Below are 26603 nucleotides of genomic sequence, written 5' to 3' on the forward strand. Positions count from 1 at the left end.
CCCCAGGACGGACGCGCCGGGGTGGGCTGTCCCGGGGGTGGTTGCACCGAAAGGGCCGGTCCGCGACGCCGGACAGCTCATCGGGAGGTACTTTCACCTGCGTGTCCGCCAAGACGACCGCGCTGACGGTCCTTTCCGCCGCGTTGCTGGTGCCTTCCCTCCTGGTGGCCCCCGCCCACGCCGCGCCGACCCCGCCGGCCGACGGGAAGGGCGGGCCCGCCAAGGCGCCGCAGGCGCCCGCGCCGCCCGCCTCGATGTCCACGGTCGGCGGATCCCTGCTCGGTCAGCCGGGGACCCAGGTGAACCTGCTGCCCGGTGCTCCCGCCCTGCCGACGAACCTCACCGGGCGGTCCTGGATCGTGGCGGACGCCGAGTCGGGCGAGGTCCTGGCGGCGTACAACGCGCACTGGCGGCTTCCCCCGGCCTCCACCATGAAGATGCTCTTCGCGGACACCGTGCTGCCGAGCCTGCCCAAGGAGCAGGTCCACAAGGTCACCGAGGAGGACATGGAGGGCGTGGGCCCGGGCAGCAGCCTGGTCGGCGTCAAGGAGGACCTGGAGTACTCGGTCCACGACCTGTGGCTCGGGGTGTTCCTGCGGTCGGGCAACGACGCCGTGCACGTGCTTTCGGCCATGAACGGCGGCATCGACAAGACCGTCAAGGACATGCAGGCGCACGCCGAGGAGCTCCAGGCGCTGGACACCCACGTCGTGTCCCCCGACGGGTACGACGCCCCCGACCAGGTGTCGAGCGCGTACGACCTGACGCTCATCGCCCGCTCCGGCCTGCAGAAGCACGACTTCCGCGAGTACTGCGGCACGGCCGAGGCGAAGTTCCCCGGCCGGCAGGAGGCTGGGAAGCCGCGCGAGTACTTCGAGATCCAGAACACCAACCGGCTGATGACGGGCGCGGGCGGGCTCTCCCCCTACAAGGGCATCGCCGGGGTGAAGAACGGCAACACCACCATGGCCGGCGCCACCTTCACCGGCGCCGCCCAGCAGGGCTCCAGGAAGCTGCTGGTCACGGTGATGAACCCGGGCGCCGGCGGTGCGAACTCGGTCTACGAGGAGACCGCGGCGCTGTTCGACTGGGGTTTCGCGGCCGCCGGGAAGGTCAGGCCGGTGGGTGAGCTGGTGCCGCCGAAGAGTGCGGACACCTCCTCGCACGGATCTCCGGCCCAGTCGCACGAGAACAACCCGTCGGCGGCCGGGAAGGGCGCGGGCGGCGTGGGGACCGCGCTGGGCATCGCGGGCGGCGTGCTGGCCGTACTGGCGGGAGGCGCCTTCGTGGTCAACCGCCGCTGGCCCCGTGGCCGCCGCGGGCGGGGCGAGGACCTGGTGTGACCGGCTCCGGTCCGGGCCCGTGCGAGCCCGGACCGGGATTCACCCGGACGAGTCCGCCTCGGCCCTCAGCCGGGGTTCCGAACTTTCGTCCGCGCCGCCGGTGGCCGTCCAGGACGCGACGAACAGCAGCAGCTTCGCCGTGAAGTTGATCCAGAGCAGCAGGGCGATCGGCACGCCGAAGGCCCCGTACATGCTCTTCGCGGCCACCTCCCGCATATAGCCGCTGAGCAGCAGCTTCAGCAGCTCGAAGCCCGCCGCGCCGAGCAGCGCCGCCTCGATCAGGCGGCGGCGCGGCGGGTCCACCCCGGGGAGCAGCGTCAGGAGGTAGAGCAGCACCAGGAAGGCGGCGACGACGCCGACGAGGAAGGCGGCCACGCGCAGCCCCACGCCGCCCGCCCCCTCCTTCGGGATGCCCAGCCAGTCGGCGGACTTCCCGACCGCCGAGGCGCCGAAGATCGATGCGGCGGCCGAGGCCAGGCCCACCCCGCCGAGGCCGAGGAGGACGAGCCCGTCCTTGCCCTTGCGGACGATGGGGTTCCCGTCGTCCTCGTCGTCCTTGTCCCACACGGCGCGCAGACAGTCGCGCATCGCGCCCACCCACCCGATGCCGGTGAACAGCAGGAGGGCGCCGGCGACGAGCCCGACGGTGGCCGCGTTCGCGACGAGCCCCTCGATGTTCAGCTGCTCGGAGATCCCCGGGACCTGCTCGGCGAGGTTCTTCTCCAGCTGGTCCAGCTGCTTCTCGCTGAGCAGCGCCGCGCCCACCGCGGCGGCCACCGTGATCAGCGGGAAGAGCGCGAGGAAGCTGATGAAGGTGATGGCGGCGGCGAGCCGCGTCCAGTGCACGCGGTCGAGGCGCTCGTACGAGAGCCACGCGTGGGTCCGCATGAGCCGGGCCACGAGCGGCCCGATCACCGGGAGTTTCCTCAGCCAGTCCATGGGGTCACCGTAAATGAGCCGCCGCCAATAGCCGGGATTGTCGGTTTTGGGTACTACGGTCGTCGACTGTGACTTTTTCCGATGCGCGCCCCGACGGGCGCCCGTTCCACACGCTGGTCCTGCGAAGGCTGAGATTCCGCGCCCGGCGCACCGCCCGGCTGACCCTGAGCCCGCTCCGTCAGGAGGGCAGCGCGGTGGCCCCGGTGGCTCCCGCCGCCTCGCCCGCGGGGCGGCCCGGCTGCGGCGGTACGCCGATCGCACCGGTCCCGAAGGGGTACTCGCGCAGCTTGCGCCAGACCCCGTCCGAGCCCTGCTCGTAGAGCGCGAAGCCCTCGCACAGCCACTCGGCGGCGTAGTCGGAGAGGGCCGAGAACGCCAGGTCCATCGCCTCCTCGGAGATCCCGTGGGCGACGGTGACGTGCGGGTGGTACGGGAAGGCCAGCTCACGGTTGAGCGGCCCGTGGGGGTCGCGGACCTCGCCCTGGAGGCGGGTGCAGCCCTCGGCGCCCTCGACGACCCGGACGAAGACGACCGGCGAGAGGGGACGGAAGGTTCCCGTCCCGGCCAGCCGCATCCGGAAGGCGCAGGAGGCGGCCGCGACCTTCGCGAGGTGGGCCCGGATCGCCGGGAGCCGGTCCGCCTCCACCTCGGTCGGCGGCACGAGGGTGACGTGCGTGGGGATGCCGTGCGCGGCGGCGTCCCCGAAGCCGGCGCGCCGCTGCTGGAGCTGGCTGCCGTACGGCTCCGGGACCGCGATCGAAACGCCGAGCGTTACGGTCCCCACGTATCTCTCCTCCGGTTGTCGCTGTGGACTGCTGCCGCCCCAGTGTGGCGGCAGCACCCCCGTTCTTGCCAGGGCCCTCTGTCCGTAGTTGCGTTCGTCAGTGCTTGGCGGGCACCAGACCGAGGCGGTCGTACGCCTGCGCGAGGGTCTCGGCGGCGACCGCACGGGCCTTCTCCGCGCCCTTGGCCAGGATGGAGTCCAGGGTCTCCGGGTCGTCGAGGTACTCCTGGGTGCGCTGCTTGAACGGTGTGACGAAATCGACCATCACACCGGCCAGGTCGGTCTTCAGCGCGCCGTAGCCCTTGCCCTCGTACTTCGCCTCCAGCTCGGCGATCGTCTCGCCCGTGAGGGTGGCGTAGATCGTGAGCAGGTTGCTGACGCCGGGCTTCTTCTCCGCGTCGAAGCGGATCTCGGCCTCGGTGTCGGTGACCGCGCTCTTGATCTTCTTCTCGGTGACCTTGGGCTCGTCGAGGAGGTTGATCAGGCCCTTGGGGGACGACGCGGACTTCGACATCTTGATCGCCGGGTCCTGGAGGTCGTAGATCTTCGCGACCTCCTTGACGATGTGCGCGGCGGGCAGGGTGAAGGTCCGGCCGTAGCGCTGGTTGAAGCGCTCGGCGAGGTCGCGGGTCAGCTCGATGTGCTGGCGCTGGTCCTCGCCGACGGGGACGGCGTTCGCCTGGTACAGCAGGATGTCGGCGACCTGCAGGATCGGGTACGTGAACAGGCCGACGCTGGCGCTGTTGACGCCGCCCTTCGCGGACTTGTCCTTGAACTGGGTCATCCGGCTGGCCTCGCCGAAACCGGTGATGCAGTTCATGACCCAGCCGAGCTGGGCGTGCTCGGGCACGTGGCTCTGGATGAAGAGCGTGCAGCGCTCGGGGTCCAGACCGGCGGCGAGCAGCTGCGCGGCGGAGAGGCGGGTGTTCGCGCGGAGATCCTTCGGATCCTGCGGCATGGTGATCGCGTGCAGGTCGACGACCATGTAGAACGCGTCGTGCGTCTCCTGGAGGGCGACGTACTGGCGAATGGCTCCGAGGTAGTTCCCGAGGTGGAACGAACCGGAGGTGGGCTGGATGCCGGAGAGCGCGCGAGGACGATCAGAAGCCATGGCCCCATTCTCTCAGGTGCGGGGGCGGGCTCGGGCCCGCCGCCGGCCTGATCCTTCCGGGTGGCGCCGCGGGTGCCGGTGCGGTGGTGGGGTACCGGGCGGTAGCGGCCCGTCCGGATCCAGCCCCGGCCGAGCGACCGCTTTGCGCCCCCTGCCGGCGCGGGCCGACACCGCTGCGCGGGGCTCCACGGGCGCCGCCCCCACCCGCGCCCCAATCGCCGGAAACCCAGCCCCGCCGGCGTTTGAGGCGCGGGATCCGGGGCGGAGCCCCGGCAACGGCGCGGCAGGTCAGGACAGAGGGAGGCCCGGGGCCGGGAAAGCCGCCATGAGGTCGGCGACCTCGGCGCGGATCACCCCGAGCGCGGCCTCGTCCGACTTCGCGGCGGCGCCGACCGCGCGCGAGATCCAGTCGGCGACGACCGGCATGTGCTCCGCCGACAGCCCGCGGGACGTCAGCGACGGCGTACCGATCCGCACCCCCGAGGGATCGAACGGCTTGCGCGGGTCGAACGGGACCGTGTTGTAGTTCACCACGATCCCCGCCCGGTCCAGGGCCTTCGCCGCGACCTTGCCCGGCACGTCCTTGCCCGTCAGGTCGATCAGGATCAGGTGGTTGTCGGTGCCGCCCGAGACCAGGTCGAAGCCCCGCTCCAGCAGCGCCGCCGCCAGCGCCTTCGCGTTGGCGACGACCGCGTGCGCGTACGCGGTGAAGGACGGCTGGGCGGCCTCGTGCAGGGCCACCGCGATGCCGGCCGTCGTCTGGTTGTGCGGGCCGCCCTGAAGGCCCGGGAAGACCGCCTTGTCGATGGCCTTCGCGTGCTCCTCGCGGCACATGAGCATCGCGCCCCGCGGACCGCGCAGGGTCTTGTGCGTCGTGGTGGAGATGACGTCCACGTGGCCCGCCGGGGACGGGTGCGCGCCGCCCGCGATCAGGCCCGCGATGTGGGCCACGTCCGCGACCAGGACCGAGCCCGCCTCCTCGGCGATGGAGGCGAAGGCCGCGAAGTCGATGGTGCGGGGCAGGGCGGTGCCGCCGCAGAAGATCAGCTTGGGCCGCTCGGCGAGCGCCAGGTCGCGCACGGCGTCGTAGTCGATGAGCCCGGTGTCGGCCCGGACGCCGTACTGCACGCCCCGGAACCACGAGCCGGTCGCCGAGACGCCCCAGCCGTGCGTCAGGTGGCCGCCCATCGGCAGGGCCATACCCATCACGGTGTCGCCCGGCTTCGCGAAGGCCAGGTACACGGCCAGGTTGGCCGGCGAGCCGGAGTACGGCTGCACGTTCGCGTGGTCCACGCCGAACAGGCCCTTCGCCCGCTCGACCGCCAGGGCCTCCACGCGGTCGATGTTCTGCTGGCCCTCGTAGTAGCGGCGGCCGGGGTAGCCCTCGCTGTACTTGTTCTGCAGCACGGTGCCGGAGGCCTCCAGGACGGCCGCGGACACGTAGTTCTCACTGGGGATCAGGCGCAGGGTCTGCGCCTGGAGGACTTCCTCCGCTGCGACGAACGACGCCAGTTCGGGGTCGGTGGCGGAAAGGGCGGGATGGCGGCTCGCGGACATGGCGGGCTCCTCCGGGGTCGATGTGATCGGTACCCCGCGAGGCCCAGGCGAGCGGCCCTGAATGCGGTCGGACGCGCACGGCTCCCCCGGAGTCCGTTCTCCGTGCGCCAGTCGCCGTGCGTACCGCCCACCTTAGCCGCCGCGCGACGCGGAAGGTTTCTGCATCCGGCATCGGAGCGACGATAAGGAGACGACGATAAGAAGGGTGACGCCACCCTCGTCACCACCCGCACCGGGCAAGACGGACGATCGGAGACCCCGTGTCGACAACTGCTGATGTGATCCGCTCCGCCGACGCGCACAGCGCGCACACCTACCATCCGCTGCCCGTCGTCGTCGCGTCCGCTGACGGCGCGTGGATGACCGACGTGGAGGGCCGCAGATACCTCGACATGCTCGCCGGGTACTCCGCCCTCAACTTCGGGCACGGCAACCGGCGTCTGATCGACGCCGCCCGGGCCCAGCTGGAGCGGGTCACGCTCACCTCGCGCGCCTTCCACCACGACCGGTTCGCCGACTTCTGTACCGAACTCGCCGCGCTGTGCGGCAAGGAGATGGTGCTGCCGATGAACACGGGCGCGGAGGCCGTGGAGACGGCGGTGAAGACCGCCCGCAAGTGGGGCTACGAGGTCAAGGGCGTCCCGGACGGGCACGCCAAGATCGTGGTCGCCGCCGACAACTTCCACGGCCGGACCACGACCGTCGTCTCCTTCTCGACGGACCACGACGCCCGCGACCACTTCGGTCCGTACACGCCGGGCTTCGAGATCGTCCCGTACGGGGACCTCACCGCGCTGTCCCACGCCGTCACCGAGAACACCGTGGCCGTGCTGCTGGAGCCGATCCAGGGCGAGGCGGGGGTGCTGGTGCCGCCGGCCGGCTACCTGAGCGGCGTACGGGAGCTGACCCGCGAGCGGAACGTCCTCTTCATGGCGGACGAGATCCAGTCGGGGCTGGGGCGGACCGGCAGGACCTTCGCCTGCGAGCACGAGGGGGTCGTCCCCGACGTCTACGTCCTCGGCAAAGCGCTCGGCGGCGGCGTGGTCCCGGTGTCGGCCGTCGTCGCCGACGAGGACGTGCTCGGGGTGTTCCGGCCCGGGCAGCACGGGTCCACCTTCGGCGGGAACCCGCTCGCGTGCGCCGTCGCCCTGGAGGTAATCGCGATGCTGCGGACCGGCGAGTTCCAGCAGCGCGCCACCGAGCTGGGCGACCACCTGCACCACGAGCTGGGCCTGCTGGTCGGCGCGGGCGCCGTGACCGCCGTACGGGGCCGCGGACTGTGGGCGGGCGTGGACATCGCCCCGGGCCACGGCACGGGCCGCGAGGTCTCCGAGAAGCTGATGGAGCGGGGGGTGCTGGTGAAGGACACCCACGGATCGACGATCCGGCTCGCCCCGCCGCTGGTGATCAGCAAGGAGGACCTGGACTGGGGGCTGGACCAGCTCCGGGCGGTCCTGGCCTGAGCCCGGGCAGGGACCCAGAGGGATCAGAGGGATCAGAGGATCACGTGGGGCAGGAAGCGGGCGTACTCGTCCGTGACCGGCCCCGCCGATTCGCGGATGCCGAGCCCCGCCGCCTCGTCCTCGACGACCCACGCGCCGAGCACCACCCGGTTGCCGTCGAAGTCGGGCAGCGGGGCCAGGCCCTGGAAGCAGTACCGCTCGCCCTCCTCCGGTACGAAGGGCTCGCCGCCCCCGCCCGGTTCGTGCAGGGTGACGCCCGCGCCCTCGCGGCCGAGGAGCGGCTTGGCCACGTAGCCGGCGGATCCGGCCTCGGCCAGCTCGCGCGGTCCGTCGAGGTAGGCGGGCAGCAGGTTCGGGTGCTCGGGGAAGAGCTCCCACAGGATCGCCAGCAGCGCCTTGTTGGAGAGCAGCATCTTCCACAGGGGCTCGATCCAGCAGGTGGTGCCGGTGCCGCCGCCGTGGTCGTACGTGCCGAGGACGTGCGGGCCGAACTCGTCCGTGGCCAGCCACTCCCACGGGTAGAGCTTGAAACAGCTGCGGATGAAGCGGAGCTTCTCGTCCACGAACCGGCCGGACAGGCTGTCCCAGCCGATCTGCTCGACGGAGAGCGCGTGGGTGTCGAGGCCGGCCTGCTCGGCGGTCTCCTGGAGGTAGGCGACCGTCATCAGGTCCTCGCCGAGCTCGTCGGTCTCGGAGTGCGCGAAGTGCAGCGGGCCGGCCGGCAGCAGCTCGGCCTGGCGGCGCCAGGCATCGACGAGGCGCTCGTGGAGGCTGTTCCACTGGTCGGCGCCGGGGAAGCGTTCCTCCATCCAGAACCACTGCGGGCCGGCCGCCTCCACGAGGGAGGTGGGGGTGTCGGCGTTGTACTCCAGCATCTTGGCCGGGCTGCCGGTGCCGTCGTAGCGCAGGTCGAAACGGCCGTAGAGGGAGGGCTGTTCGGCGCGCCGGCGCCAGGACTCGGCGATCAGCGCGGCGAGCCCGGGATCGGTGATGCCGAGGTCGGCGAAGCGGTCGTGCTCGACGATGTGCGCGGCGGCCGCCAGGCACATGGCGTGCAGCTCCTCGACGACGTTCTCCAGGGCCTCGACCTCGGGGAGGGAGAAGGAGTAGTACGCGCTCTCGTCCCAGTAGGGGCGCAGGGTGTCGTCGGGGTAGCGGGTGAGGGGATAGATGAGCCCCTGCTCCTCGACGGTCTTCTGCCAGCCGGGGCGGGGCTCGATGGTGTGCCGCTGCATGGGTTCCGGTTTCCTCAGCCGCCGCTGGAGCCGGAGCTGCTGTGGCCGCCGATGCCGCCGCGGGTGACGGCGGACTTGTCGAAGCTGCCGCCGGAGACCTTGCCGCTGCTGACGTAGCCGCCGTAGTAGTACGCGCCGCGGCCGCCGCTCTTGCACTCCTTGTTGTTCAGGTGCTCCAGCGTGGAGCGGGACGCGCAGCGCTTGTCGGGCTCGTCGCTGCTGCCGCAGGCCACGAGGGTGGCCGCGAGCAGGCCCATGCCGCCGAGGGCGACCGCGCCGGAGCGCATACGGCGCTGGTTGGTGCTGCTGCTGTCCATGTCTGCTGCTCCCCCTGGGGCCTGGCGTGCTGCCGACAGAGTAGAGCGGTGGCCCGGGCCGATGGAATCCGGCCGCCGTGAGATCCGTGACCTAGAGTCAGTTCGTGCTCATTGGGATGGTTTGCGCACTCGGTGCCGCGGTCTGCTTCGGTACGGCGTCCGTTCTGCAGGCGATCGCGGCGCGGGCGGCGGAGCCGGGGTCGGGGTCCGGGGTGGACGCGGCGCTGTTCCTGCGCGCCGTACGGCAGTGGCGGTACCTGCTGGGTCTCGGCCTCGACGCGGTCGGCTTCGTCCTCCAGATCATCGCGCTGCGCCACGTCCCGATCTACGCGGTGGGGGCCGCGCTGGCCGCCAGCCTGGCGGTGACGGCGGTGGTCGCGGCGCGGCTGCTGCGGGTACGGCTGTCCCGGACGGAGTGGGGTGCGGTGTGGGTGGTGTGCGCGGGGCTGCTGATGCTCGGACTCGCCGCCGGGGAGGAGGGCTCGGGAACGGGGTCGCTCGCGCTGGAGCTGGGGCTGCTGGCGGTGGCGGGGCTGGTGCTGGTGGTCGGCGCGGTGGCGGGGCGGCTCCCGGACGGGCCGCGGGCACTGGTCCTGGGTCTGGCCGCGGGGACGGGCTTCGGGGTGGTCGAGGTCGCGGTGCGGCTGATCGACTCGCCCTGGGACCTGCGCGACCCGGCGCTGTACGCGCTCCTGCTGGGCGGCGGTGCGGCCTTCCTGCTGCTCACCTCCGCGCTGGCGCGCGGCTCGGTGACGGCGGCGACGGCGGGGCTGGTGCTCGGCGAGACGATCGGCCCGGCCGCGGTGGGCGTGGTCTGGCTCGGCGACCGCACCCGCGAGGGCCTGACCTGGCTCGCCGTCGCCGGTTTCGCCGTCGCGGTCGCCGGTTCCCTGGCCCTGGCCCGCTTCGGCGAACCGGCGGCTCCGTCCCCGGACGGGTGACCGTGGCCGCGCCGCCGCTGCTGGGGCTCCGCCCCGGATCCCGCGGGCGGTGTGCCGGCCGAGCGGCCGTCTGCAGCCCGTCGTGTCGGGGCTCCGCCCCGAACCCCGCGCCTCAAACGCCGGGATTTGGCCGGCGTTTGAGGAGCGGGGTGCGGGGGCGGGCCCCGGCGGCCGGGCCGTAGGCGGGCCCGTCAGGGAAGGGCGGCGGCGAGGGCGGCCAGTGTCGGGGACCACGCGCTGTCCGACGGAGTGCCGTAGCCGACGACCAGCGCGTCCCGCGGCACGACCTCCGCCTGCGGGTGCCGGAAGCTCGACAGGCCGTGCACGGTCAGGTCCTGCCAGGCGGCCGACTGCACGACCGACCGCTCCGTCCCCGCCGGAAGGTCCAGCACCGCGTGCAGCCCCGCCGCGATGCCCGACACCCCGACCCGGCCCGCCACCGCCGCCACCAGCTCGTCCCGGCGCCGCCGGTAGCGCAGTCGCATCCCGCGCACGTGGCGGTCGTACGCCCCCGAGGTGACGAACGCCGCCAGCGTGAGCTGTTCCAGCGCGCTGGAGGCCCAGTCCGTGGGGCCCTTGGCCGCCAGGACCTCGTCCAGCAGCCCCGGTGGGACCACCATCCAGCCCATCCGCAGCCCCGGCGCGAGGGACTTGCTGGCCGTGCCGAGGTAGACGACGCGGTCCGGGTCGAGTCCCTGGAGGGCGCCGACCGGCTGGCGGTCGTAGCGGAACTCCCCGTCGTAGTCGTCCTCCAGGATCAGCCCGCCCGTGGTCCGGGCCCAGTCGACCGCCGCCGCCCGGCGGGCCGGGGTGAGGGCCGCGCCCGTCGGGAACTGGTGCGCCGGGGTCAGCAGCACCGCGCCCGCCGACGCGGTCAGCTCCCCGGTGCGGGCCCCTTCCCCGTCCACCGCCAGTGGCCGCGTCCGCAGCCCGGCCCGCTCCAGCAGGTCGCGGTGGAAGTCCAGTCCGTACCCCTCCACCGCGACCTCCCGCACCCGCCGCGCCCGCAGCACGCCGGCCAGCAGGGTCAGCCCGTGCAGGAAACCCGCGCACAGCACGATCCGGTCCGGGTCGGCGTACACCCCGCGGGCCCGCGCCAGGTAGCCCGCGAGCGCCTGCCGCAGCTCGACGCGGCCGCGCGCGTCGAGCGCGTACCCGAAGGCCTCGTTCGGCGCGTCGGTCAGGGCCCGCCGGGCCGCCGACAGCCAGGCCGCGCGCGGGAAGCCGCCCAGGTCCGGGGAGCCGGGCCGCAGGCTGTACGCGGGCCCCTGGCGCGCGGGACGCCGTACGGGGGCGGCCGCCGCGGCCCGGCGCGGACGGGCCCGTTCCGCGACCCGGGTGCCGGAGCCCTGGCGGGCGGTCAGCCAGCCCTCGGCCACCAGCTCGGCGTACGCCTCCGCGACCGTGTTCCGCGCGATGCCGAGGTCGGCGGCGAGGGTGCGGGAGGACGGCAGCCGGGTCCCGGCGGCCAGCCGCCCGCTGCGCGCGGCCTCGCGCAGGGCCTCGGTGAGGCCGGCCCGCAGCCGCCGTCCGGCGGTGAGGTCCAGGTGCAGGTGCAGGTCGGCGCCGAAAGTGGCCCACGATTCCGTCATGAATATGGACCATATCCGCGGGCCGCCCGGCTCCTAGGGTGGATCACATGACGACCCCACACGCACACGCACCCGAGCACACCCCCCGCATGCAGATGGCGAAGGTCGCCCCCGAGGTCTACAAGGCCGTCCTGGCCCTGGAGATCGCCTCCCGCAAGGGCCTGGACCCGGCGCTGGTCGAGCTAGTCAAGATCCGGGCCTCGCAGGTCAACCACTGCGCCTTCTGCCTCGACATGCACACCAAGGACGCCCTCGCGCACGGTGAGAGCGTCGAGCGGATCGTGCAGCTGGCCGCCTGGGAGGAGTCGCGGCACTTCTACACCGAGAAGGAGCTCGCGGCGATCGAGTTCACCGAGGCCGTCACGGTCCTGACGGACGGGTTCGTGCCCGACGAGGTGTACGCGAAGGCCGAGAAGCACTTCGAGGAGCGCGAACTGGCCCAGCTGATCGCCGTGATCGCGACGATCAACGTCTGGAACCGCATCGGGGTCACCACCCGCATGGTGCCCGGCCACTACAAGCCGGGCACGTACCAGTCCTGACCGGCGTCGCCGGGCGAGCGGCCTGCCGGGCGAGCGGCCTGCCGGGCAGGCCGGGCCCGCCGGCGGACCCGGTCAGCCGGCCGGCCGGAACGCGGCCAGCGCCGCCGCGTGGTGGTCCTGCGTGACCTGCCACTCGGCGGCCGGGCCCGCGGTCAGCACCGCCCACTTGCCGCCGTCCGACCCGAACAGGACGCGTTCGACGCCGCGCCGCAGCCCGTGCGACTCCTCGCTGTCGTACTGGTAGACGAGCTCGGCCGCCCCCGAGCCGCCGGGGACCGGGCCGACGCGCACCTCCTCGTACCCCTTGGTGGCGCTCCGCAGGTACCCGGAGGCCTGGGTGACCGCGTCGAGCGGGCTGAGCTCCGGCTCCGACACCCGGAAGACCTGGATCAGCGCGGTCCGGTCGGGCGAGCGGTAGAAGACCCCCTCCTTGAGCTCCTCCCGCACCCAGCCCGCCGGGACGGCGATGGTGAAGCCCGCCGGGTCCTGCTTGGTCTCGTGGGCCCCCGCACCCGCCCCCGTGCCCGGCCCGGTGCCGGTCGGACTCGGGCTCGGGCCCGCACTCCTGCCGACCCCCGACGTCGGGGAGCCGGAGGCGGAGGGCGACCCCGTACCGGACGGTCCCCCGCCGGACCACGACGGCGTACCCGAGGCCACCGTCCCGTTCTTCTCCCCCGCGCGGTCCGCGTCGTCCGTGTCCCGGGCCAGGAACCACACCGTCCCGGCGCCGAGCGCGACGGCGGCGACCGCGATGGCCGCCGTCACCGGAGTCCGCCACCGGCCGGGCCGGCCGCCGGAGGGCGGCACGGGACCGGGCTGCGGCGGTACGGGCGGCGGATATCCCTGGTCGGGCCCGTAGGGCGGCTGCGGCGCGGTCGGCTCCGCGTACGGGGGCGGGGCCGGAGCCCCCGGCCCGAGCGGGTCGTACACGGGCGGCGCGCCCGGCGGCTGCGGCGGGAGCGGCGGCAGGCCCGGCGGCGGCCCGGCCGGGGCCTGGTCCACCACCCAGCGCTGCGCCTGCGCGTCCCAGCGGCGCGGGCCGGACGGCGGCTGTGCCGGAGCCACGGCTCAGCCCCCCAGCTGGCCGAGCAGGCTGCCGAGGGCAGCGGCCGCGCTCACCGACTCCACCAGCGGGGCCCACCGCTCCAGCGCCGCGCGCAGCCGGGCGGGCAGGCCGGGGCGGATCGTCTCGGCGCCCTCCAGCTGCTCGGCGATGCCGTCCAGTTCTGCGTCGAGGGCGGTTCTGTCCTCCCCCCGGGGTGCCTCCCGTACGAGCGCCTCGCGCAGGGTGAGCACCGCCTCCAGCAGCTGCGCCGCGTCGGGTGCGCCCGCTCCCGTACCGCCGTGGTGCACGGTGTTGGTGTTGTGGGAGCCGCCGAAACTGACCGCGCTGCCGTGGACGCTGCCGATCCGCACTCCGGGCTCCGGCCCGGTGCCGCTCCCGCTTCCGCTATCTGCCGCCATGGCTCCCCCTGTGCGTGCTGTTGTGGTTGCCGCTGCCGCCCATGCTGATCGCGCTGTCGTACGCCGCACCCACGTAGTTCTCGATGTGGATGCCGGCGCGTCGCGCGAACGCCTCGGTGTGCCAGCCGCCTTCGTGCAGGACCAAGGTAATACCGGCGATGACCCGGTCCTGAATGGTCTTCAAGTACCTGTCCAGGTCCATGAGATGGAACAGCGAACCGTTGTCCTGCGCCGCGAGTTCGCGCACGGACACGCGCGGCCCCTCCGGCCGGGCGCCGCGGTGACCGCCGGCCGCGATCCGCACCCAACTCGCGACACCGCGGCCCAGGGTGACGAGGGAGGCCGTGAAGGAGCCCGGGGTGTGCCGCAGGGCCCAGAGCACCTTCCCGAACCGGTTGTTGTTCAGGTAGCGGTGGGCGTCGGCGTCCGCGTTGTGGAAGGCGACGTGGACGGGCAGCAGCACGTGCGGGGCCATCTCGACCATCATCATCCCGCCCTGGGTGTGGACCCGTACGAACAGGGTGACGACCATGTTCTCGTCCCAGCCGCCGACGCGGATGCGCAGGAAGTGCCGGCGGCGTTCGCCGCCCTCCTCGATGGCCGCGGCCCGGTGCGTCTCGAAGTCCGCACGCAGGTACGAGCCTTCGTCGCGGTGCCCCAGTCCGTCGCCCGGCAGGAACACGCACTGGTCGACGACCAGCTCCTGCATCCGGTCCAGTACGGCGGCCTGGGCCTGCGGGGACCCGTGCGGCGAGGGCACCCGCAGCCGCTCCACCAGGGGCACGATCGCCCCGAGGATGTGGGCGTTGGTGAGCTGATCCGGTGTGGTGCCTTCGGGCAGGTCCTCGCGGGGGCGCAGCTCGAAGGACTCCTGCCAGGGGCGGTAGGCCTGTCCGGCCCCGGCGAAGGGGTGGTTGATGTCATACATGATCAGCGGCGCGTGCTGCTCGTCGACGATGCGCCGCCGCACCCGCGCGAACCGTACGCCCACCTCGGTCTCGGCGGGATCGGCCGGCCGGTGGGCGTACCGGTCCCGGTTGAGGTCGTTGGCGATGGTCCGGGCGACGTACCCGCGCTGGAGGCCGACGACGGTGACGACCGCGGCGAAGACCGCGGGGACCCACCCGATGACGAATCCGGTCGCCACGCCACCGATGCCCTGCGAGAAGATCAGGGCGCCGAGGCCGATGGATCCGCCCGTGTCGTCGAAGGCGCCGAGCAGCGCCAGCCAGACCAGGAGGATCAGGAACAGCAGGGCGAGCAGGTTCCACCAGGCGTAGATCCGCACCACGAGGGACAGGAGGCGCGCCAGCAGGCCGGACCGGGCCCTGAGCCAGCCGCCGAGGCTCAGCAGCAGGAACGGGACGAGCAGCAGCGCGAGCGCGCCGCCGGTCAGCACGGAACCCACGAACCAGGCGCCGAGTACGCCGAGCGCCCAGCCGAGTTCGGCGCGGCGGGCGCGGAGGGCGTGGGCGAGGACGCGTGAGGCGTCGAACCCGTAGGAGGGCGCGACGATCCGCTCCTCGTGGACGTACAGCTCCTCGATCACCCGATCGCGGTATCCGGCGTCGACGTAGGTGCCCGCGCACAGGAAGCGGCCGGCCTCGCTGAACGCCGGGTCGACGGGGGGACGGCCGCGGAGGAGGTCGTCCTGCCACCCGCCGGTGGGCTGAGGGGGAATGGGGCTCTCGGTCACCGACCGACTTTAGATTTCACTTATTTCAAGCGACAGGCGTAAACACGCCAAAGCGCCCCGGCCGGGTGGGCCGGGGCGCCAGGGGTCCGCGCTTCCCGCCGAGGTGCGCGCGCTCCTCGGCGGGGAGGACGGATCAGATCAGGCCGAGCTCGCGGACCGCGTCGCGCTCCTCCGACAGCTCCTGGACGGAGGCGTCGATGCGGGTGCGGGAGAACTCGTTGATGTCCAGGCCCTGGACGATCTCGTACTTGCCGTCCTTGCAGGTGACGGGGAAGGAGGAGATCAGGCCCTCCGGGACGCCGTAGGAGCCGTCCGACGGGATGCCCATGGAGGTCCAGTCGCCCGCGGCGGTGCCGTTGACCCAGGTGTGGACGTGGTCGATGGCGGCGTTGGCGGCCGAGGCGGCCGAGGACGCGCCACGGGCCTCGATGATCGCGGCGCCGCGCTTGGCGACGGTCGGGATGAAGGTGTCGGCGAGCCACAGCTCGTCGCTGACGACCTCGGCGGCGTTCTTGCCGGCGATCTCCGCGTGGAAGATGTCCGGGTACTGGGTGGCCGAGTGGTTGCCCCAGATGGTCAGGCGCTTGATGTCGGTGACGTCGGCGCCGGTCTTCTTGGCGAGCTGCGAGATCGCGCGGTTGTGGTCCAGGCGGGTCATCGCGGTGAAGCGCTCGGCCGGTACGTCCGGGGCGGCGGCCTGGGCGATGAGCGCGTTGGTGTTGGCCGGGTTGCCCACGACCAGGACCTTGATGTCGTCCGCGGCGTGCGCGTTGATCGCGGCGCCCTGCGGCTTGAAGATGCCGCCGTTGGCGGAGAGCAGGTCACCGCGCTCCATGCCCTTGGTGCGCGGGCGGGCACCCACGAGCAGCGCGACGTTGGCGCCGGCGAAGCCCTGGTTCGGGTCGTCGAAGATGTCGATGCCCTTGAGCAGCGGGAAGGCGCAGTCGTCGAGCTCCATGGCGGTGCCCTCGGCGGCCTTCATGCCCTGGGGGATCTCCAGAAGACGGAGCTTGACCGGCACGTCCGCGCCGAGCAGGTGCCCGGAGGCGATGCGGAAGAGCAGCGCGTAGCCGATCTGGCCGGCGGCGCCGGTGACGGTGACATTCACAGGAGTGCGGGTCATGGCCTTCTCCGTTTAGACAGCTGGCGGTGGGGCGTCCCTGCCCCATGTGCTGGAGGACGCCGCTCCCCTGTAAATCTTGACGTGAAGAGACATCCGCGGTCAGGCTATCCGACCCGGAAGCGGGCCAACCCCCGGGTCCCTGTGGTGCGTGGCACACGGGCCCCGGCGTTTCGAAGGCGGAGCCGGTTCGGGGACCTCTGTTCGGCCTGCTCTCCGGCGGCCGGACCGGCTACTCGACCAGGAAGATCCGGCCCGTCTGGTGGCCCTCGATCGACTTGACGTACGCGTTCGCCGCGCGGGCCACGGGCACCGGGTCGAATCCCGCGAAGGTGTCCCCGTACGCGTCGAGGGACTCCTCGAAGACGGTGGGGCTGACGGCGTTGATGCGCTGGCGGCCGGGCAGTTCGATGGCCGCGGCGCGCACGAAGGCCTCGACGGCGCCGTTGGCGAGGGCGGCCACGGCGCCGGTGAGCAGGGGCTCGCGGGCGAGGATGCCGGTGATCAGGGTGTACGAGGCGTGCGCGGGCAGGTGGCCGACGCCTTGGCGGACCAGCTCGACCTGGCTGACGACCTTGCCTTCGAGGCCGCTGCGGACGTCGTCGGTGCCCAGCTCGCCCAGGGGCCGCCACGGCACGCCGCCGGCCGCGCACGCCACCGCGTCGATCTCGCCCACCCGTTCGGCCAGCCGGGCGTACATGGCCCGGACGGACGCGGGGTCGGTGATGTCCACCGGGATGTCAGCGTCCTTGCGGGAGGCGGTGACGACCTGGTGGCCGCGCTCGCGCAGGGCCGTGTGGACCGCCCGTCCGAGGGTGCCGTTGGCTCCGACCAGGACGACCTTCTTCTTCGCGTTCATGGCACGAGCATCACGCCCCCGAACTGTGAAGTCCAGCTACTTCTGCTACAGCAATCGTTAAGCTGAACTCATGCTCGATGTGAAGCGGATGATCATCCTCAGGGATCTGGCAGCGCACGGGAAAGTGACCGCCGTCGCCGACCTGCACGCGGTGACCCCCTCCGCCGTGTCCCAGCAACTGCGCGCCCTGGAGGCAGAGGCCGGGGCCGTCCTCGTGGAGCGGGAAGGGCGCGGGCTGCGGCTCACCCCGGCCGGCGCGGCGCTGGCCGCCGCCTGCGAGCCGGTGCTGGCCGCCCTGGAACGGGCCGAGGCAGCGGTACGGGCCCTCGACACCGAGCCCGGCGGTGAGCTGGCCGTCGGCTGCGCCCCGAGCGCGCTGGCCACGGTGGCCGCGCCGCTCCTGGCCGAGCTGGCCGTACGCCACCCCCGGCTGCGCCCGCGCATCGTGCAGGCCGACCCTGAGGAGGCCGTGCCGCTGCTCCGCGCGCGCCGCCTGGACCTGGCGGTGACGTACGCGTACCCGCTGCTCGGCGCCCCGCCGGCGCCCGGGACCACGGCGGTGCCGCTGTTCGAGGACCCGCTGTGCCTGGCGCTGCCGCGGGCCCTGGTCCCCGCCTACGAGCGGGACGGGCTCGCCGCGCTGCGCGGGACCGACTGGGTCTCGGCACCGGCCCCGAGCAGCTGCCGCGAGATGCTGCTGCACGCCTGCCGGAATGCCGGATTCACCCCGCGCATCGCGCACGAGTGCGCGGATCTGCGGGCCGGCCTGTGGCTCGTGGCCACCGGGCGGGCCGTGTCGATCCTGCCGAAGCTGCTGTGCGACGCCCCGCCGCCCGGCGCCGCCGTACGGGAGCTGCCGGGCCCCGGGCGGACGCTGGACGCACTGGTGCGGGCGGGCACGCAGACCCAGCCGGCCGTCGCGGCCACCCTGGCCGCGCTCACGGCGCTCACCGGACCCGCCGCGCTCACCGCACGGTGAAGCGGACCGCGCTCTCCAGGAACGGGATCTCCAGCAGCGGCTTGGGCTCGATCACCAGCGCGAGCAGCGTGATCGCCACACCCAGCAGCCCGTACGTGATCATGTCCGTGAAGCGGGAGCGCACCGCGAGCATCCCCACCGAGGGCAGCACGCGCCGCATCACGGAGGCGGCGATCAGGGCCACGCCGATCGCCAGGCAGCCGGCCTTCGGGTGCCCCACCGCGGTCGTCAGCAGCCCGGCCGCGGTCGCGGCGAGCACGCTGAGCATCGGCCACTGACGGGCGGGCGTGGACACCGCCCCCGGGACGGCGCGCCCGCTGCCCTCGGGGCGGGCGGTGTCCCGGGTGATGGACGGGAAGCGCCGGGACCGGCGCGCCTCGTCCACGGGCGCGGCCGGCGCGGCGACCGTGCCCGGTGTGACGGGCGTGACCGGCGCGCCGGACGCGACGGGCGTGCCGTTCGCCGCGGCCGCGCCGCCGCCGCCCGCGCGCCCGGAGTGCTCCGCGTCCCGTTCAGCCTGCACTGGTGGTCCGTTCCGCCGCCTCGACGACATTGACGAGCAGCTGGGCCCGGGTCATCGGGCCGACGCCGCCGGGGTTCGGGGAGATCCACCCGGCCACCTCGGCCACGCCGGGATGCACGTCGCCGACGATCTTCCCGTCCTGGTCGCGGCTGACGCCCACGTCGAGCACGGCCGCGCCCGGCTTCACGTCCTCCGGCTTGACCAGGTGCGGCACACCGGCCGCCGCGACGATGATGTCCGCCTGGCGCAGCAGCCCGGAGAGGTCGCGCGTACCGGTGTGGCAGAGCGTCACGGTGGCGTTCTCGGACTTGCGGGTGAGCAGCAGGCCGATGGAGCGCCCCACGGTGATCCCGCGGCCGAGGACGACGACGTGGGCGCCGTTGATCCCGACGTCGTGGTGGCGCAGCAGTTCGACGATCCCGTACGGGGTGCAGGGCAGCGGGCCCGGCTCGTTCAGCACCAGCCGGCCGAGCGACATGGGGTGCAGGCCGTCGGCGTCCTTCAGCGGATCCATCAGCTCCAGGACCCGGTTGGTGTCGATGCCCTTGGGGAGCGGGAGTTGCACGATGTAGCCGGTGCAGTCCGGGTTGGCGTTGAGCTCCCGTACGACCGCCTCGATGTCCTCCTGGGAGGCCGTGCCGGGCAGTTCGCGCTGGATGGAGGCGATGCCGACCTCGGCGCAGTCCTTGTGCTTGCCGTTGACGTACCAGCGGCTCCCCGGGTCGTCACCGACCAGGAGGGTGCCGAGGCCGGGGGTGATGCCCCGGGCCTTCAGGGCCGCCACGCGGGCGGTCAGTTCGGACTTGATCGCGGCGGCGGTGGCCTTGCCATCGAGAATCTGGGCGGTCATGACCCCATCCTCCCGGATGAGGTGGCCCCGGTTCCAGTCAAGGCGCTCGCCGGTGTGCAGGGTTCATTGCACTTGCACAACAAGTCACCGGCCGCACCGTAACGAACTGGACAAGCCTCGGGCGCCGGACGACGATGAATCGACTGAGTGCCGCGGGCAGTGCCGGGGGGCGGACCGCACCGTGCAGGATTCCTCCGCGCTCATGCCGTGCGTCCCCGCACTTCCACGGAGGAACACCCCAAGATGAGCTTCGGCGACCCGCACAATCCGTACGGACAGCAGCCGCCCCAGGCCCCGCAGGGCCAGCCCGGCTACGGCTACCCCCAGCAGGCTCCCCAGGGCGGCTACGCCTACCCGCAGCAGGCCCCGCAGGCGTACCCGGGCGGTCCCGTCGGATACCCGGGCGCCCCGTTCCACCAGATGCAGATGCCCGGCGGAGCGAAGGCGGCCCGCGTCATCCTCTTCATCGTCGGCGGCCTCCAGGTACTGGCCGGCCTGTTCTTCATCATCGGCGGCGCCGTGTTCGCCGCGGCGCTCTCGGACTCCAGCTACTCCAGCTCCTCCGCCGAGGACGCGGGGGCCGTCGCCGGCACCGTGGGCGTCGTCATCGGCCTCTTCTTCATCGCCATGGCGCTGTGGCCCATCCTGACCGCGGCCAAGCTGGCCAAGGGCCGCGGCGGCGTCCGCGTCTCCGGCATCATCTACGGATCGCTGCAGGTCCTCTTCGCCGCTGTCGGCCTGGTGGGGAACATGATCGCGCTCAGCGCCGACGAGCACACCCCGGCCGGCTTCGGCGTCATCGCAGCCCTGCCGTCCCTGGTCTCCCTCGCCCTCGGCATCACGGTCATCGTGGGCCTCGCGAAGGCGGGCGACTACTTCCGGCGCCCCCAGTACTGAGCCCCCTCCGCACGCACACGGCGAAGGCCGCGTCCCGCACTGCGGGACGCGGCCTTCGCCGTCGGTCGGGTACCGGTGATCAGTGGAAGAAGTGCCGGGTCCCGGTGAAGTACATGGTCACGCCGGCCTTCCGGGCGGCCTCGACGACCTGCTCGTCACGGACCGAACCGCCCGGCTGGACCACGGCCTTGATGCCCGCGGCCGTCAGGATCTCCAGCCCGTCCGGGAAGGGGAAGAAGGCGTCGGACGCGGCGTACGAGCCCTGCGCGCGCTCGGCGCCCGCCCGCTCGACGGCCAGCTTCGCCGAGTCGACGCGGTTGACCTGGCCCATGCCGACGCCGACCGAGGCGCCGTCCTTGGCGAGCAGGATCGCGTTCGACTTGACGGCCCGGCAGGCCTTCCACGCGAAGGCCAGCTCGGCGAGCTCGGCCTCGGAGAGGGCGTCGCCGGTGGCGAGGGTCCAGTTGGCCGGGTCGTCGCCCTCGGCCTGGAAGACGTCCGACTGCTGGAGCAGCGTGCCGCCCGAGATCGGCTTCAGGTCGCCCGGCTGGTGCGGGGTGCCGTCCACCTTCAGGACGCGGATGTTCTTCTTCTTGGCCAGGACCTCGACCGCGCCGTCCTCGTAGGCGGGGGCCGCGATGACCTCGGTGAAGATCTCGGCGACCTGCTCGGCGAGCTCCACGGTCACCGGACGGTTGACGGCGATCACGCCGCCGAAGGCCGACAGCGGGTCGCAGGCGTGCGCCTTGCGGTGGGCGGCGGCGACGTCCGCGCCGACCGCGATGCCGCACGGGTTGGCGTGCTTGATGATCGCGACACAGGGCTCGTCGTGGTCGTAGGCGGCGCGGCGTGCGGCCTCGGTGTCCACGTAGTTGTTGAAGGACATCTCCTTGCCGTGCAGCTGCTCGGCGTTGGCGAGCCCGCCCGGCTGCCCGTCGGTGTAGAGCGCGGCGGCCTGGTGCGGGTTCTCGCCGTAGCGCAGGGTCGACTTGCGCTCCCAGGCGCCCGCGAGGAACTCCGGCAGGACCGCCTCCGGCTCCGGCGCGTACGCGTTCGTGAACCAGGAGGCCACGGCCACGTCGTAGGCGGCGGTGTGCTGGAAGGCCTCGGCCGCGAGCCGCTTGCGGGCGGTGAGGTCGAAGCCGCCGCCCTGAGCCGCGGCGATCACGTCGGCGTACCGCTCGGGGCTGGTGACGACGGAGACCGACGGGTGGTTCTTGGCGGCGGCGCGGACCATCGACGGACCGCCGATGTCGATCTGCTCGACGCACTCGTCGGGGGTGGCACCCGACTGGACGGTGGCCAGGAACGGGTACAGGTTGACGACCACGAGGTCGAAGGGCTCGACGCCCAGCTCGGCGAGCTGGTCGCGGTGGTCCTCCAGGCGCAGGTCGGCGAGGATGCCGGCGTGCACGCGCGGGTGCAGGGTCTTCACCCGGCCGTCCAGGCACTCGGGGAAGCCGGTCAGCTCCTCGACCTTGGTGACGGGCACCCCGGCAGCGGCGATCTTCGAGGCGGTGGAGCCGGTGGAGACGAGCGCGACGCCCGCCTCGTGCAGCCCGCGGGCCAGCTCTTCCAGTCCCGTCTTGTCGTAGACGCTGATGAGCGCACGCCGGATCGGCCGCTGGGTCGTGGTCGGGTCGTTGCTCGCTGCGATGTCTGCGGCGGTCACTGGATTGTTACCTTTCGTCCCTCAATGCGGTAGCCGTGCCGGGCCAGGCGCCCCACGACATCGACGAGCAGCTGGCGCTCGACTTCCTTGATGCGCTCATGGAGAGCGGCTTCGTCGTCCTCGTCCCTGACCTCGACCACACCCTGGGCGATGATCGGACCGGTGTCCACGCCGCTGTCCACGAAGTGGACCGTGCAGCCGGTGACCTTCGCGCCGTAGGCGAGCGCGTCCCGTACGCCGTGCGCACCGGGGAAGGCGGGGAGGAGGGCGGGGTGGGTGTTGATGAACCGGCCGCCGAAGCGGTCGATGAACTCCTTGCCCACGATCTTCATGAACCCGGCGGACACGACGAGGTCCGGCGCGTGGGCGCCGGTCGCCTCCGTGAGGGCGGCGTCCCACTCCGCACGGCTCGCGTAGTCCTTGACCGGGCAGACGAAGGTGGGGATCCCGGCCTTCTCCGCCCGCTCCAGGCCGGCGATGCCCTTGCGGTCGGCCCCCACGGCGACGACTTCGGCGCCGAAGCCCTCGGCTCCGCCGGGGTGGGCGTCGATGGCGTCGAGCAGGGCCTGGAGGTTGGTGCCGGAGCCGGAGACCAGCACGACCAGGCGGGAGGCGGCCATGGGAGGCCCTTTCTCGCGGGAATTGCGGTGTTCGTCTTTGTGTGGTCATACAAAACTTCGGGGTACCGATATACGGGGAACCATACGAAGCCACCGACCGCCTGCAACGATACCGGCACACCGGACGGCCCCCGAGGGACGGGGGGACGGCCGGGCGGTAGCGTCTGGCGTACAAGTCGCAAACTGGCCTCACCTCGACACGACGTCACCACGACGTCCATGACACAGGGGAAGAAACACACCCGATGCCGGACCGCCGTCAGCCCGACTCCCCCACCGACGACAACCCCTTCGCGGCCCCGCCGGAAGGCCGGCCCGACCAGCCGTGGCAGCCGCGCAACGGCGGTGGCGGCGGGAACGGGGAGGACCCGGGGGATTCCGACGGCCGACGGGGCCCGGCACGCTGGGACCCGACGGACCCGATCCAGCGCCGTGCGCGCTACGCGCTGCTGGCCGGCATGTGGGGGTTCTTCTTCGGGATCTTCGGCATCCCGTCGGTGGGCCTGCTGCTGGGCGCGCTCGCCCTGTACTGGGGCATCAGCGCCCTGCGCGGCAAGCCCGCGGCGGCAACCGGCGAGCCGGGCGCCCCGACGGGCCTGGACGCCCTGGGCCCGGCGGCCCGCCCCCAGCGCACGGCGGCGGTCAGCGGCCTGGTCACGGCCTCCCTGGCGATCCTGCTGGCGATGAGCTCGTACGGCCTGCAGCTCGCCTACAAGGACTTCTACGTCTGCCGCGACGACGCCCTCACGAAGTCCGCGGAACTCCAGTGCAACACCCTCCTCCCGAACAACGTCCTGGGCGACGTCCTAAAGGTCCGCCAGTAGCCCATTTCCAGCCCCGCCGGCCACTCCCAGCCCCGCCGGCGTTTGAGGCGCGGGGGCTCGGGGGCAGCGCCCCCGCAACGGCGCCGCACCCACCCACGGCCCCGCCGCGAAATCCAGCCTCGCCGGCGCTTGAGGCGCGGGGCCCGGGGCAGAGCCCCGATCTTCCAGCCCCGCCGGCGTTTGAGGCGCGGGGTCCGGGGCGGCGCCCCGGCAACGGCGCCGCACCCGGCCTCAGACGGGCGGCTTCCGCCGGGCCAGCACCCGCGCCCCCACCACCGGCGGAGCCAACGGCGGAGCCAACGCCACAGCCGGAGGCACCGGCTCCGCCGGCAACCCCACCGGCTTCGCCGCGATCAGGATCGGCGTCAGATCCAGCCCCCGCCCCGACACCACGGTCACCGCCCGCGGCGCCCGCGCAACAGGAGCCGCAACAGCTGCCGCAACCGCCGGAGGCCCCGGCACCGGCACCGACACCGCCACCCCCTCCGCCCCGATCTCCGGAATCAGCGTCCCCGCAGCCCTCCGCATCGCCGCCCACCGGACCTCCCGCACACCGCTGTCGTGCCACCGGTCGTCCACCACCTCGTCCACGTCCAGCGCGGACAGCGCGTCGAGCGCGGCCAGCCCCCTGGCCGGCCGGTTGCGCCACGCGTGCACCGCCACCGCGACCGGCACCGCCAGCAGCAGCGTCCACGCGCAGGCCGCCGCCCCGGTGGCCCACCACACCGGCCCGAAGTGGGACAGCCGCCGTGAGCCCAGCGGCCCCGCCGAGGCCGCCGCGAGCCCGGTCATGACCAGCCCGCAGACCACGGCGCCCAACGCCGCCGTGAGCGCGGTCTCCCCGTACGAGACCTCCCGCGCCCGGCGGACCGCGAACCAGCCCACCGCCAGTCCGGCGACCACCGGCACCACGGCGACCGCCCAGGTCAGCGGGGTCCCGGGCCCCTCGGCCGGGAGCGCGGCCAGCAGCGGGAACCGGGGCAGCCCGGGCTGCCCCGCGAAGCCGAGCGGGGTGGCGGTGGCGTCGGCGCCCAGGGCGAAGCCGGGCCCGAGGGCGTAGGCCGCACCCCAGACGGTGGCGTTCGGCAGCAGCGCGAGCGCGAGCAGCAGGACCGCGAACCGGCCCGACCACACCCCGGTCAGCGACAGGAACGAGGTCTGGACCTCGGCGCCGTGCCACGCGAGCGAGGCGCCGACGAGCAGCGCGCCGCCGCCCAGCAGAACCAGCGCCCCGCCCGCCCCCGCCCGCAGCGCCAGCGCGTACCGGGGGCGTACGACGGCTCTCCGCACGCCCGCTGGCAGCCAGGACGGCAGCGGCCCGAGCGGGCGTCCCCTGGCCCCCCACACCCCGCCCAGGGCGGCGAGCACGGCGACCAGCGGGACGTGCCAGGCCGCGCTGATCGGGTCGGCCGGCATGGGGCCGCCGGCCGCGTACACCGTGGCGAGCGCCCCTACGGCGAGGTACCCGCAGAGCACGGCCGAGAACACGGCGCCGGCGGGCAGCACCTCCTCGTCCTCCTCCTCGGCGCTCCCCAGCCGGGCGGCCCGCCGCATGAGGAGCACCGGCAGGGCGACGAGGAGCAGGGGGGTCAGGCCGACGGGCGCGGGCACGCCGGACAGGGTCTCGTACCGCACCAGCTCCGTCCCGTGGGCGAGCAGCCACAGCCCGGCGGCGAGGTGCAGCGCGCCGCCGGGGCCGCTGTCGGGGTAGGGGGAACTGATCCACAGCACGATGACGAGCACGGCGAGGAAGCCGAGCCCGAGTCCGGCCGCCACGGCGCCGCCCGCCACGCACGCCGCGGCGGCGGGCGAACGGCGCCGCGCGCCGGCAGGCGGGGCCGCCGGCAACGAGGTCCCGCGTTCGGTCACTTGGGTCACCCCGCCATGGTGCCAACGACACGCGCTATGGACGGGTAACAGGCGAATGTCCGTGGTGTCGCTCAATATACGTTTATGTACTTTTTCGCCCAGAGCGGTCGGGTCGCGGGGAGTGTGGCATGACACGCAGCGTCGATACGACCTCCTCATCGGCCCCGGAGCTGAGCCTGCCCGCCCGCAAGGAGCGGCGCAGGCTGCGTGAAGCGGCGGATCTGACGCACGAGCAGGTCGCGGCGGCGGTGGGCGTCACCGCGGCGACGGTCCGCTCCTGGGAAACGGGCCGCACGGACCCCCGCGGCCGCAACCGCGAGGCGTACGCGGCCTTCCTGGCCGCCCTGGCTGCCCCGGCGGCCCCGGCGGCCGCCCCCGCGCAGGCCGACACCGCATCAGACGGGCCCGCGGGGACGGCAGTCGGCGCCGACACGCCCCGGACGGCGCAGCCCGCCGAGTCCGCATCGGCGGAGTCACCCGCCGAACCCACCGCGCCCGCGCCCGACCCGGCACACCCGGCACACCCGGCCGGAGGTTGGACGACGGGCCCGGCCGCGGCCTTCGACGCCCTCTACGACCACGCCGCCCCGGCCCTCGCCCGGCAGACCTACCTGCTCACCGGCCGCCGCACCCTCGCCCTGAAGGCCGTGGAGCGCGCGTTCACCCGCGCCTGGGCCCGGTGGCCCGAGGTGGCCACCGACCCGGACCCGGTGGGCTGGGTGCGCGCGGTCGCGTACGACTACGCCCTCTCCCCCTGGCACCGGTTCCGGCGAGCCCACCGCCGGCACGACGCGCCCCCCGCCGACCACGCGGACCGCATCCTGCTCGCCGCGGTGCTCGCGCTGCCCACGCGCCACCGCCGGACCGTCATGCTCTACGACGGCGTCGGCCTCGACCTTCCCGACACCGCCGCCGAGACCGAGGCCAGCACCCCCACCACCGGCATCCGCCTCGTGCGCGCGCACGCCGACCTCGCCGACCGGATCCCCCAACTGGCCGAGGTACCGCCCGAGAAACAGTCGGCGCTGCTGCGCGACCTGTTCACCGCGCTGCGGCCGGCCGCCCCCCTGAATCCCCGCCCGGCGGCGGCCGTACGGGGCGGCGGGGAGCGGCGCGTACGGCTGTGGAGCCGCGGGGCCCTCGGGCTGACCGCGGTGATCGCCACCGCCACCGGCTACACCGCCGTGACCGCGCCCGACCACTACGAGCCTCCGCTGGCACCCGGCCAGAGCGTCTCCGGCGTGCCCCCGCTGAGCGGCCCCCAGCAGCTCACCGAGCAGCGCCGGCAGCTCCACGAGAAGCTGCGCGCCGATCCGGAGGCCGGGCCGGCCAGGATCGCCCCGAAGGTCGAATGAGAACGGGCGTGGCCCGCACCCCCCGAGGAGTGCGGGCCACGCCCGTGCGTC

General features: G+C 73.5%; 25 protein-coding genes and 1 riboswitch. Of the genes, 8 read left to right on the forward strand and 17 right to left on the reverse strand.

What is annotated here, in order from left to right:
• The first annotated feature begins 101 nt into the window (after nucleotides 1–101).
• Entirely contained in the window at nucleotides 102–1343 is a 1242-nt protein-coding gene (locus tag ACZ6JT_RS12075; protein WP_469209300.1) for a D-alanyl-D-alanine carboxypeptidase family protein, read from the forward strand.
• 39 nt (nucleotides 1344–1382) lie between these two features.
• On the opposite strand, the gene ACZ6JT_RS12080 is transcribed toward ACZ6JT_RS12075, so the two are convergent.
• From ACZ6JT_RS12080 to ACZ6JT_RS12095, 4 genes are all read right to left on the reverse strand, one after another.
• On the reverse strand, nucleotides 1383–2282 hold the full coding sequence (locus ACZ6JT_RS12080; protein ID WP_469209301.1) for a YihY/virulence factor BrkB family protein: 900 nt from the start codon (nucleotides 2280–2282) through the stop codon (nucleotides 1383–1385).
• 178 nt (nucleotides 2283–2460) lie between these two features.
• Nucleotides 2461–3066, reverse strand: a complete 606-nt coding sequence (locus tag ACZ6JT_RS12085; RefSeq protein ID WP_469209302.1) for a 2'-5' RNA ligase family protein — start codon at nucleotides 3064–3066, stop codon at nucleotides 2461–2463.
• A gap of 97 nt (nucleotides 3067–3163) precedes the next feature.
• The gene (trpS, locus tag ACZ6JT_RS12090) at nucleotides 3164–4177 is read right to left on the reverse strand and encodes a tryptophan--tRNA ligase (protein WP_469209303.1); all 1014 of its coding nucleotides are present in this window, start codon (nucleotides 4175–4177) and stop codon (nucleotides 3164–3166) included.
• Between the two features lie 288 nt (nucleotides 4178–4465).
• Complete coding sequence (locus tag ACZ6JT_RS12095) at nucleotides 4466–5734, reverse strand: serine hydroxymethyltransferase (RefSeq protein ID WP_469209304.1); 1269 nt, start codon at nucleotides 5732–5734, stop codon at nucleotides 4466–4468.
• Between the two features lie 34 nt (nucleotides 5735–5768).
• Nucleotides 5769–5859: riboswitch (ZMP/ZTP riboswitch) on the reverse strand.
• Nucleotides 5860–5994: 135 nt separating this feature from the next.
• On the opposite strand from ACZ6JT_RS12095, the gene rocD reads away from it, so the two are divergent.
• Entirely contained in the window at nucleotides 5995–7197 is a 1203-nt protein-coding gene (rocD, locus tag ACZ6JT_RS12100) for an ornithine--oxo-acid transaminase (protein WP_469209305.1), read from the forward strand.
• A gap of 32 nt (nucleotides 7198–7229) precedes the next feature.
• Here rocD and ACZ6JT_RS12105 read toward each other — a convergent pair whose 3' ends face one another.
• Nucleotides 7230–8432, reverse strand: coding sequence for a glutathionylspermidine synthase family protein (locus ACZ6JT_RS12105; protein WP_469209306.1), 1203 nt, complete (start codon nucleotides 8430–8432; stop codon nucleotides 7230–7232).
• 14 nt (nucleotides 8433–8446) lie between these two features.
• Nucleotides 8447–8749, reverse strand: coding sequence for a hypothetical protein (locus tag ACZ6JT_RS12110; RefSeq protein ID WP_030710521.1), 303 nt, complete (start codon nucleotides 8747–8749; stop codon nucleotides 8447–8449).
• Nucleotides 8750–8853: 104 nt separating this feature from the next.
• Here ACZ6JT_RS12110 and ACZ6JT_RS12115 point away from each other — a divergent pair, with 104 nt between their 5' ends.
• Nucleotides 8854–9690 (forward strand): DMT family protein, encoded by an 837-nt coding sequence (locus ACZ6JT_RS12115; protein WP_469209307.1) that lies wholly within the window; start codon nucleotides 8854–8856, stop codon nucleotides 9688–9690.
• Between the two features lie 191 nt (nucleotides 9691–9881).
• On the opposite strand, the gene pdxR is transcribed toward ACZ6JT_RS12115, so the two are convergent.
• The gene (gene pdxR / locus ACZ6JT_RS12120; protein ID WP_469209308.1) at nucleotides 9882–11282 is read right to left on the reverse strand and encodes a MocR-like pyridoxine biosynthesis transcription factor PdxR; all 1401 of its coding nucleotides are present in this window, start codon (nucleotides 11280–11282) and stop codon (nucleotides 9882–9884) included.
• Between the two features lie 47 nt (nucleotides 11283–11329).
• Here pdxR and ACZ6JT_RS12125 point away from each other — a divergent pair, with 47 nt between their 5' ends.
• Nucleotides 11330–11824, forward strand: a complete 495-nt coding sequence (locus tag ACZ6JT_RS12125) for a carboxymuconolactone decarboxylase family protein (RefSeq protein WP_469209309.1) — start codon at nucleotides 11330–11332, stop codon at nucleotides 11822–11824.
• A gap of 72 nt (nucleotides 11825–11896) precedes the next feature.
• Here the strand turns inward: ACZ6JT_RS12125 and ACZ6JT_RS12130 are convergent, their stop codons facing one another.
• From ACZ6JT_RS12130 to ACZ6JT_RS12150, 5 genes are all read right to left on the reverse strand, one after another.
• Entirely contained in the window at nucleotides 11897–12889 is a 993-nt protein-coding gene (locus ACZ6JT_RS12130) for a hypothetical protein (protein WP_469209310.1), read from the reverse strand.
• A 3-nt stretch (nucleotides 12890–12892) separates the two neighbouring features.
• A complete protein-coding gene (locus ACZ6JT_RS12135; protein WP_469209311.1) occupies nucleotides 12893–13288 on the reverse strand; it encodes a hypothetical protein in 396 nt (131 codons plus the stop codon).
• A complete protein-coding gene (locus ACZ6JT_RS12140; RefSeq protein WP_469209312.1) occupies nucleotides 13275–14984 on the reverse strand; it encodes a hypothetical protein in 1710 nt (569 codons plus the stop codon). The genes ACZ6JT_RS12135 and ACZ6JT_RS12140 overlap by 14 nt, the downstream gene beginning before the upstream one ends.
• Nucleotides 14985–15117: 133 nt before the next feature.
• Complete coding sequence (locus ACZ6JT_RS12145) at nucleotides 15118–16107, reverse strand: malate dehydrogenase (protein WP_469209313.1); 990 nt, start codon at nucleotides 16105–16107, stop codon at nucleotides 15118–15120.
• A gap of 229 nt (nucleotides 16108–16336) precedes the next feature.
• Nucleotides 16337–16963 carry a short chain dehydrogenase gene (locus tag ACZ6JT_RS12150; RefSeq protein ID WP_469209314.1) on the reverse strand — a complete coding sequence of 209 codons (627 nt, stop codon included), beginning with the start codon at nucleotides 16961–16963 and terminating at the stop codon, nucleotides 16337–16339.
• A 70-nt stretch (nucleotides 16964–17033) separates the two neighbouring features.
• Between ACZ6JT_RS12150 and ACZ6JT_RS12155 the strand changes: the two genes are divergently transcribed.
• A complete protein-coding gene (locus tag ACZ6JT_RS12155; protein ID WP_469209315.1) occupies nucleotides 17034–17942 on the forward strand; it encodes a LysR family transcriptional regulator in 909 nt (302 codons plus the stop codon).
• On the opposite strand, the gene ACZ6JT_RS12160 is transcribed toward ACZ6JT_RS12155, so the two are convergent.
• The gene (locus tag ACZ6JT_RS12160) at nucleotides 17929–18465 is read right to left on the reverse strand and encodes a DUF3017 domain-containing protein (RefSeq protein ID WP_469209316.1); all 537 of its coding nucleotides are present in this window, start codon (nucleotides 18463–18465) and stop codon (nucleotides 17929–17931) included. The genes ACZ6JT_RS12155 and ACZ6JT_RS12160 overlap by 14 nt on opposite strands.
• Nucleotides 18455–19315 carry a bifunctional methylenetetrahydrofolate dehydrogenase/methenyltetrahydrofolate cyclohydrolase gene (locus ACZ6JT_RS12165; RefSeq protein WP_469209317.1) on the reverse strand — a complete coding sequence of 287 codons (861 nt, stop codon included), beginning with the start codon at nucleotides 19313–19315 and terminating at the stop codon, nucleotides 18455–18457. The genes ACZ6JT_RS12160 and ACZ6JT_RS12165 overlap by 11 nt, the downstream gene beginning before the upstream one ends.
• A 243-nt stretch (nucleotides 19316–19558) precedes the next feature.
• Here ACZ6JT_RS12165 and ACZ6JT_RS12170 point away from each other — a divergent pair, with 243 nt between their 5' ends.
• A complete protein-coding gene (locus ACZ6JT_RS12170) occupies nucleotides 19559–20212 on the forward strand; it encodes a hypothetical protein (protein ID WP_469209318.1) in 654 nt (217 codons plus the stop codon).
• A 79-nt stretch (nucleotides 20213–20291) separates the two neighbouring features.
• Here ACZ6JT_RS12170 and purH read toward each other — a convergent pair whose 3' ends face one another.
• Both purH and purN read right to left on the reverse strand, forming a co-directional pair.
• Nucleotides 20292–21884 carry a bifunctional phosphoribosylaminoimidazolecarboxamide formyltransferase/IMP cyclohydrolase gene (purH, locus tag ACZ6JT_RS12175; protein WP_469209319.1) on the reverse strand — a complete coding sequence of 531 codons (1593 nt, stop codon included), beginning with the start codon at nucleotides 21882–21884 and terminating at the stop codon, nucleotides 20292–20294.
• Nucleotides 21881–22504, reverse strand: a complete 624-nt coding sequence (gene purN / locus ACZ6JT_RS12180; RefSeq protein ID WP_469209320.1) for a phosphoribosylglycinamide formyltransferase — start codon at nucleotides 22502–22504, stop codon at nucleotides 21881–21883. The genes purH and purN overlap by 4 nt, the downstream gene beginning before the upstream one ends.
• 245 nt (nucleotides 22505–22749) lie before the next feature.
• On the opposite strand from purN, the gene ACZ6JT_RS12185 reads away from it, so the two are divergent.
• Nucleotides 22750–23328, forward strand: coding sequence for a hypothetical protein (locus tag ACZ6JT_RS12185; protein ID WP_469209321.1), 579 nt, complete (start codon nucleotides 22750–22752; stop codon nucleotides 23326–23328).
• Nucleotides 23329–23559: 231 nt separating this feature from the next.
• Here ACZ6JT_RS12185 and ACZ6JT_RS12190 read toward each other — a convergent pair whose 3' ends face one another.
• A complete protein-coding gene (locus ACZ6JT_RS12190; RefSeq protein ID WP_469209322.1) occupies nucleotides 23560–25206 on the reverse strand; it encodes a cell division protein PerM in 1647 nt (548 codons plus the stop codon).
• Between the two features lie 119 nt (nucleotides 25207–25325).
• On the opposite strand from ACZ6JT_RS12190, the gene ACZ6JT_RS12195 reads away from it, so the two are divergent.
• Entirely contained in the window at nucleotides 25326–26552 is a 1227-nt protein-coding gene (locus ACZ6JT_RS12195; RefSeq protein ID WP_469209323.1) for a helix-turn-helix domain-containing protein, read from the forward strand.
• Nucleotides 26553–26603 lie beyond the last annotated feature (51 nt).

The organism is Streptomyces sp. NPDC046308 (genome assembly GCF_055588065.1).

Excerpts from the sequence above, each read along its gene's own strand:
- ACZ6JT_RS12170 (WP_469209318.1), top strand. The coding sequence starts at position 19,559 with ATGAGCTTCGGCGACCCGCACAATCCGTACGGACAGCAGCCGCCCCAG.
- ACZ6JT_RS12125 (WP_469209309.1), top strand. The coding sequence starts at position 11,330 with ATGACGACCCCACACGCACACGCACCCGAGCACACCCCCCGCATGCAG.
- ACZ6JT_RS12105 (WP_469209306.1), bottom strand. The coding sequence starts at position 8,432 with ATGCAGCGGCACACCATCGAGCCCCGCCCCGGCTGGCAGAAGACCGTC.
- trpS (WP_469209303.1), bottom strand. The coding sequence starts at position 4,177 with ATGGCTTCTGATCGTCCTCGCGCGCTCTCCGGCATCCAGCCCACCTCC.
- ACZ6JT_RS12195 (WP_469209323.1), top strand. The coding sequence starts at position 25,326 with ATGACACGCAGCGTCGATACGACCTCCTCATCGGCCCCGGAGCTGAGC.
- ACZ6JT_RS12145 (WP_469209313.1), bottom strand. The coding sequence starts at position 16,107 with ATGACCCGCACTCCTGTGAATGTCACCGTCACCGGCGCCGCCGGCCAG.
- ACZ6JT_RS12135 (WP_469209311.1), bottom strand. The coding sequence starts at position 13,288 with ATGGCGGCAGATAGCGGAAGCGGGAGCGGCACCGGGCCGGAGCCCGGA.
- ACZ6JT_RS12185 (WP_469209321.1), top strand. The coding sequence starts at position 22,750 with ATGCCGGACCGCCGTCAGCCCGACTCCCCCACCGACGACAACCCCTTC.
- ACZ6JT_RS12095 (WP_469209304.1), bottom strand. The coding sequence starts at position 5,734 with ATGTCCGCGAGCCGCCATCCCGCCCTTTCCGCCACCGACCCCGAACTG.
- ACZ6JT_RS12155 (WP_469209315.1), top strand. The coding sequence starts at position 17,034 with ATGCTCGATGTGAAGCGGATGATCATCCTCAGGGATCTGGCAGCGCAC.
- ACZ6JT_RS12110 (WP_030710521.1), bottom strand. The coding sequence starts at position 8,749 with ATGGACAGCAGCAGCACCAACCAGCGCCGTATGCGCTCCGGCGCGGTC.
- pdxR (WP_469209308.1), bottom strand. The coding sequence starts at position 11,282 with ATGACGGAATCGTGGGCCACTTTCGGCGCCGACCTGCACCTGCACCTG.
- ACZ6JT_RS12150 (WP_469209314.1), bottom strand. The coding sequence starts at position 16,963 with ATGAACGCGAAGAAGAAGGTCGTCCTGGTCGGAGCCAACGGCACCCTC.
- ACZ6JT_RS12165 (WP_469209317.1), bottom strand. The coding sequence starts at position 19,315 with ATGACCGCCCAGATTCTCGATGGCAAGGCCACCGCCGCCGCGATCAAG.
- ACZ6JT_RS12080 (WP_469209301.1), bottom strand. The coding sequence starts at position 2,282 with ATGGACTGGCTGAGGAAACTCCCGGTGATCGGGCCGCTCGTGGCCCGG.
- purN (WP_469209320.1), bottom strand. The coding sequence starts at position 22,504 with ATGGCCGCCTCCCGCCTGGTCGTGCTGGTCTCCGGCTCCGGCACCAAC.